Origin of the sequence: Streptosporangium sp. NPDC004379 (assembly GCF_042873875.1) — a bacterium.
Taxonomy (GTDB): domain Bacteria; phylum Actinomycetota; class Actinomycetes; order Streptosporangiales; family Streptosporangiaceae; genus Streptosporangium.
In genome coordinates this window covers 1-5,016 of the sequence record NZ_JBIAMC010000037.1, presented here as the reverse complement: position 1 = coordinate 5,016, position 5,016 = coordinate 1, and the positions used below count along the sequence as shown (strand labels likewise).

The window sequence follows — 5,016 nt, the reverse complement described above, 5'->3', positions numbered from 1 at the left end:
CGCCGCGGCCAACGCCTTCCTCGACGCTCTGGCGGCGCACCGCAGGACGCGGGGGCTTCCCGCGGTGTCGGTGGCCTGGGGTCTGTGGGACACCGGCGACTCCGGGATGACCGGCGGGCTGAGCCGGGCCGACGTGACCCGTCTGGCCAGGTCGGGGATCGCGGCGTTGAGCGTCGAGCAGGGGCTGGAGTTGTTCGACGCGGCCCTGAGCGGTGACGACGCGCTCGTGGTCGGGGCCCGCTGGGACGCCGCCGGGTTGCGTGCCAGGGCCGAGAACGGCGACCTGCCGTCCATGCTGCGCGGCCTCGCCCGCGCCGTGCCGCGCCGGGCCGTCGCGAACCCCGTGACGCCGGCCGCGGCGAGCGGCCCGGAGCTGGGGGAGCGGCTGGCGCTCATGAGCGAGGCCGACGCGCGAGCCCACCTCACCCACCTCGTGAGGGCCCACGTGGCGGCCGTGCTCGCCCACCCCGGACCCGACACCGTGGACGTGGACCGCGCCTTCAACGAACTCGGCTTCGACTCCCTGACCGCCGTCGAGCTGCGTAACCGGCTCAACACCGACACCGGCCTGCGGCTGCCCGCCACGCTGGTCTTCGACCACCCCACCGTCGCGTCGCTCGCGGGGTACCTGTTCACCGGCCTGGCGCCGGACGGGCCCTCGCCGGAGGACGCGCTGCGGGCGGCGGTGGACCAGGCCGAGGCGGCGCTCCTGACCGCCGACGGCGAGGGGGCCGCGGTGCGCCGCCAGCTCGTCGCCATCCTGCAGAGCGCCCTGTCGAGGATCGGCGACACCGGGGCCGCCACCGCGGTCACCGCCGTGAACGGCGCCGGCGGGGCCGAAGAAGAGATCGTTTCCGCATCGGACGAGGAGATCTTCGCCTTGATCGACAACCGAGCCATGACATCACCGCTGAGGACCTCGATGGAACGGCTCGACCATGGCGAGTGAGGCCGAGCTGCGCGCATACCTGAAGCGGGTGACCGTCGACCTGGCGGAGGCCCGCCGGCGACTGGGCGAGGACGAGGAGCGCCGTCGCGAACCGGTGGCGATCGTCGGGATGGCGTGCCGCTACCCGGGCGGGGTCGCCTCCCCGGAGGACCTGTGGGAGCTGGTCTCCTCAGGCCGGGACGCGATCGGTGAGTTCCCGGCGGACCGCGGCTGGGACGTGGACGCGCTGTACGACCCCGACCCCGAGGCGGCCGGGAAGACCTACACCCGCCACGGCGGCTTCCTGTACGACGTCGCCGACTTCGACGCGGCCTTCTTCGGCATCAGCCCGCGCGGCGCGCTGGGCACCGACCCGCAGCACCGGCTGTTCCTGGAGACGTGCTGGGGGGCGCTCGCGCACGCCGGGATCGACCCGGCGACCCTGCACGGCAGCCGCACCGGGATCTACGCGGGCAACATGTTCAACGAGTACTCCTCCCGGTTCATGCACGGCGCGGTGCCCCCGGCCATGGAGGGCACACTGCTGTCCTCCAGCACGCCGAGCGTGCTGTCCGGCCGCGTCTCCTACACCTTCGGCCTGGAGGGGCCGGCGCTGACGGTGGACACCGCCTGCTCGTCCTCACTGGTCACGCTGCATCTCGCCGTACGGGCCCTGCGCCAGGGCGAGTGCTCGCTGGCACTGGCGGGCGGCGTCACCGTGATCGCCGAGCCGGACTCGTTCGTCGAGTTCAGCCGGCAGGGCGCGCTGTCACCCGACGGCCGCTGCAAGTCGTTCTCCGCCTCGGCCGACGGCGCCGCCTGGGCCGAAGGAGTCGGCGTCCTGGCCCTGGAACGCCTCTCCGACGCCCGCCGCAACGGCCGCCGCATCCTCGGCGTCATCCGCGGCACCGCCGTCAACCAGGACGGCGCCAGCAACGGCATGACCGCCCCCAGCGGCCCCGCACAAGAACGCGTCATCCACCAAGCCCTCACCGACGCCGGACTCGACACCCGCGACATCGACGTCGTCGAAGCCCACGGCACCGGAACCAAACTCGGCGACCCCATCGAAGCCCACGCCATCCTCGCCACCTACGGACACATGCGCCCCACCGACCGCCCCCTGTGGCTCGGTTCGATCAAGTCGAACATCGGCCACACCCAGGCCGCCGCGGGGGTGGCGGGTGTGATCAAAATGGTCATGGCCATGCGGCACGGCGTGCTGCCCCGTACCCTGCACGTCACCGAGCCCACCCCGCACGTCGACTGGTCGGCGGGCGACGTGCGGCTGCTGACCGAGGAGACCGGGTGGCCGCGTGGTGAGCGGCCGCGCCGGGCCGGCGTCTCCTCCTTCGGCATCAGCGGCACCAACGCGCACGCGATCATCGAGGAGTACGCCTCCGAGCCGGAGCCGCCGGCCGCCGCGGTCCTCACCGGCCCGATCGCCTGGCCGGTCAGCGCCCACAGCCCGCGGTCACTGGCGGCCAGGACCGCCCATCTGGCCGAGCTCCGGGAGGATCCGGCCGACGTGGCGCGCACACTGGCCGGGCAGCCGCTCCTGTCGCACCGCGCCGTCGCCCTCGGGCGCGACCACGCCGCCCTGTCCGGGGCGCTGGCCCGCCACGCGCGGGGCGAGACGGCCGAGGTGATCGAGGGCGTCGCGGGTGAGCGGCCCCGCGTGGCGTTCCTGTTCACCGGGCAGGGCGGGCAGCGGCCCGGCATGGGACGCGAACTGGCTGCCTGCTCGCCGGTGTTCGCCGCTGCGCTCGACGAGGTCTGCGCGGCCCTCGACCCCCACCTCGACCGGCCGATCCGCGACGTGATGTGGGCCGGGCCCGGCACCCCCGAGTCCGGTCTGCTCGACGACACCGCCTACACCCAGCCCGCGCTGTTCGCCTTCGAGGTGGCCGCGTACCGGCTGCTGGAGTCGCTCGGCGTGACGCCCTCGGTGGTGGCCGGGCACTCGGTCGGCGAGTACGCCGCCGCCCACGTCGCGGGGATCTGGACCCTGCCGGACGCCGCCCGCCTGATCGCCGCCCGCGGCCGGCTGATGCGCGAGCTGTGCGAGCCGGGCGCGATGGTCGCCGTGAACGCCACCCTCGATGAGGTCACCTCAAGCCTGGCCGGGCTGGAGGACCGGGTCGGCGTCGCCGCCGTCAACGGCCCCGCCAGCGTGGTGATCTCGGGGGCGGAGGAGCCCTGTCTGGCCGTGGCCGCGCACTGGAAGGCCCAGGGACGGCGGACCCGCAGGCTGCCGGTCAGCCACGCCTTCCACTCGCCGCTCATGGAGCCGGTCCTGGCCGTGTTCGCCGCCGAACTGGAGACGGTGACGTTCGGGACGCGGCGCGTGCCCTTCGTCACCGGCATCCCCGGCGACTGGACCGACCCCGGCTACTGGCCGGAGCAGATCAGGCGGCCTGTGCTGTTCCACGCGACGGTCAACACGCTGGAGGAGTCCGGCGCCCGCGTCCTCCTGGAGGTGGGGCCGCAGGCCGTGCTCTCCGGCATGGCGCACGACTGCGTGACCGGCGACGACACGACGATCGCCGCCCTGCACAGGCGCGACCGCGGCGAGGCCGACGCGCTGGTCGCCGGCCTGGCGGCGGCGTGGACGGCGGGGGCGGGCGTGGACTGGGCCGCGCTGTCCCCCCACGGCCGTCCGGTCGACCTGCCGCCGTACCCGTTCGACCGCGAACGCTACTGGCTCGGTCCGCCCGTCCGGAACGCGGGACTTTCCGCCACCGGACTGCGCGAGACCGGTCACCCGCTGCTGGGCGCGGCCGTCGAGCTGGCCGACGACGGCCCGGCCGTGCTCACCGGTGTGCTGTCCGTCGCCGGCACGCCCTGGCTGGCCGACCACGCCGTGGGCGGGACCGTCGTCCTGCCGGGGACCGCGCTGGCGGACCTGGTTCTGGAGGCGGGTTCGCGGGCCGGATCCGGCCTGGTCGAGGAGCTGATGTTCGAGGTGCCGCTGGTCCTGCCCGAACGCGGCGGCGTGGCGGTGCAGGTCGTCGTCGAGGCTCCGGACGGCTCCGGGGCCCGCGCCGTACGCGTGCACTCCCGCCCCGCCGGCGACCCCGAGGCGGGCTGGACCCGCCACCTGTCGGGCACCGTCGCCGAGGACCGGGACGGCGAGGCCCGACCCGGGTGGGCCGCCGCGTGGCCGCCCGCCGGGGCCGTGCCCGTCGACGTCGAACGTGGCTACGAGCGCCTGGCCGAGCAGGGATACGAGTACGGCCCCGCCTTCCAGGGACTGCGGGCCGTGTGGCGGCACGGCGAGGAGCTGTACGCCGACGTGGCGGTGCCCGAACACGTGGACGTGGCCGGGTTCGGGATCCACCCGGCCCTGCTGGACTCCATGTTCCACCCGCTGCTGGTCGCCGGCGGCGACACCGACGGGCTGCGGGTGCCGTTCGAGTTGCGCGGGGTGCGGTTGCTCGCCACCGAGGCCAGGTCCCTGCGGGTACGGCTGGCCAGGACCGGCGACGACGGCTGCGCGATCGAGGCCGTCGACGACTCGGGGCGGCTGGTGTTCGCCCTGGCCTCGGTCCGCACGAGGCCCGTGCCGGGCGGCGCCGTGACGTCGGGGCCGGTGTCGTACCGGCTGGACTGGGCGGAGGCGGTCGCCGAGCCCGGCGACGCCGAGTCCGTCGTGATCCCCTGCGTCGGCGGGGACGAGGACATTCCCGCCGCGCTGCGGCGGCTCACCGCGCAGACGCTGGACGCCATCCGGGACCCCCGGCTGGCCGAGTCCCGGTTGATGTTCGTCACCCGGCCCGGTGACGTGGCGGGTGCGGCGGTGTGGGGGCTGGTGCGGTCGGCGCAGACCGAGCAGCCGGGCCGCCTCGTCCTGGCCGAGGTCCCCGACGGGTACGCCGACTGGTCGCGCATCGCGGCCGTCGGCGAGCCGCAGGTCCGCGTCGAGGACGGCCGGCTCCTGGTGCCCCGCCTGGTCCGCCGCGAGGCTCCGGCCGAGCCCGCCCCCGTCCTGTGGGGGACGGTTCTGGTGACCGGTGGGACCGGTGGTCTGGGTGCGTTGACGGCCCGGCATCTGGTGGTGCGGCACGGGGTGCGGGATCTGCTGCTGG

The 5,016-nt window shown here is 75.1% G+C and carries 2 protein-coding genes; both read left to right on the top strand.

All coding sequences use genetic code 11. From position 1 onward, the window contains the following. Positions 1-949, top strand: a 949-nt coding sequence (locus ACFYSC_RS36785) for a beta-ketoacyl reductase (protein ID WP_389971009.1), incomplete at its 5' end; no start/stop codon positions are given. Further along, positions 939-5,016: type I polyketide synthase (locus ACFYSC_RS36780; protein ID WP_389971006.1), on the top strand; the 4,078-nt coding region annotated here is incomplete at its 3' end. The genes ACFYSC_RS36785 and ACFYSC_RS36780, both read left to right, overlap by 11 nt.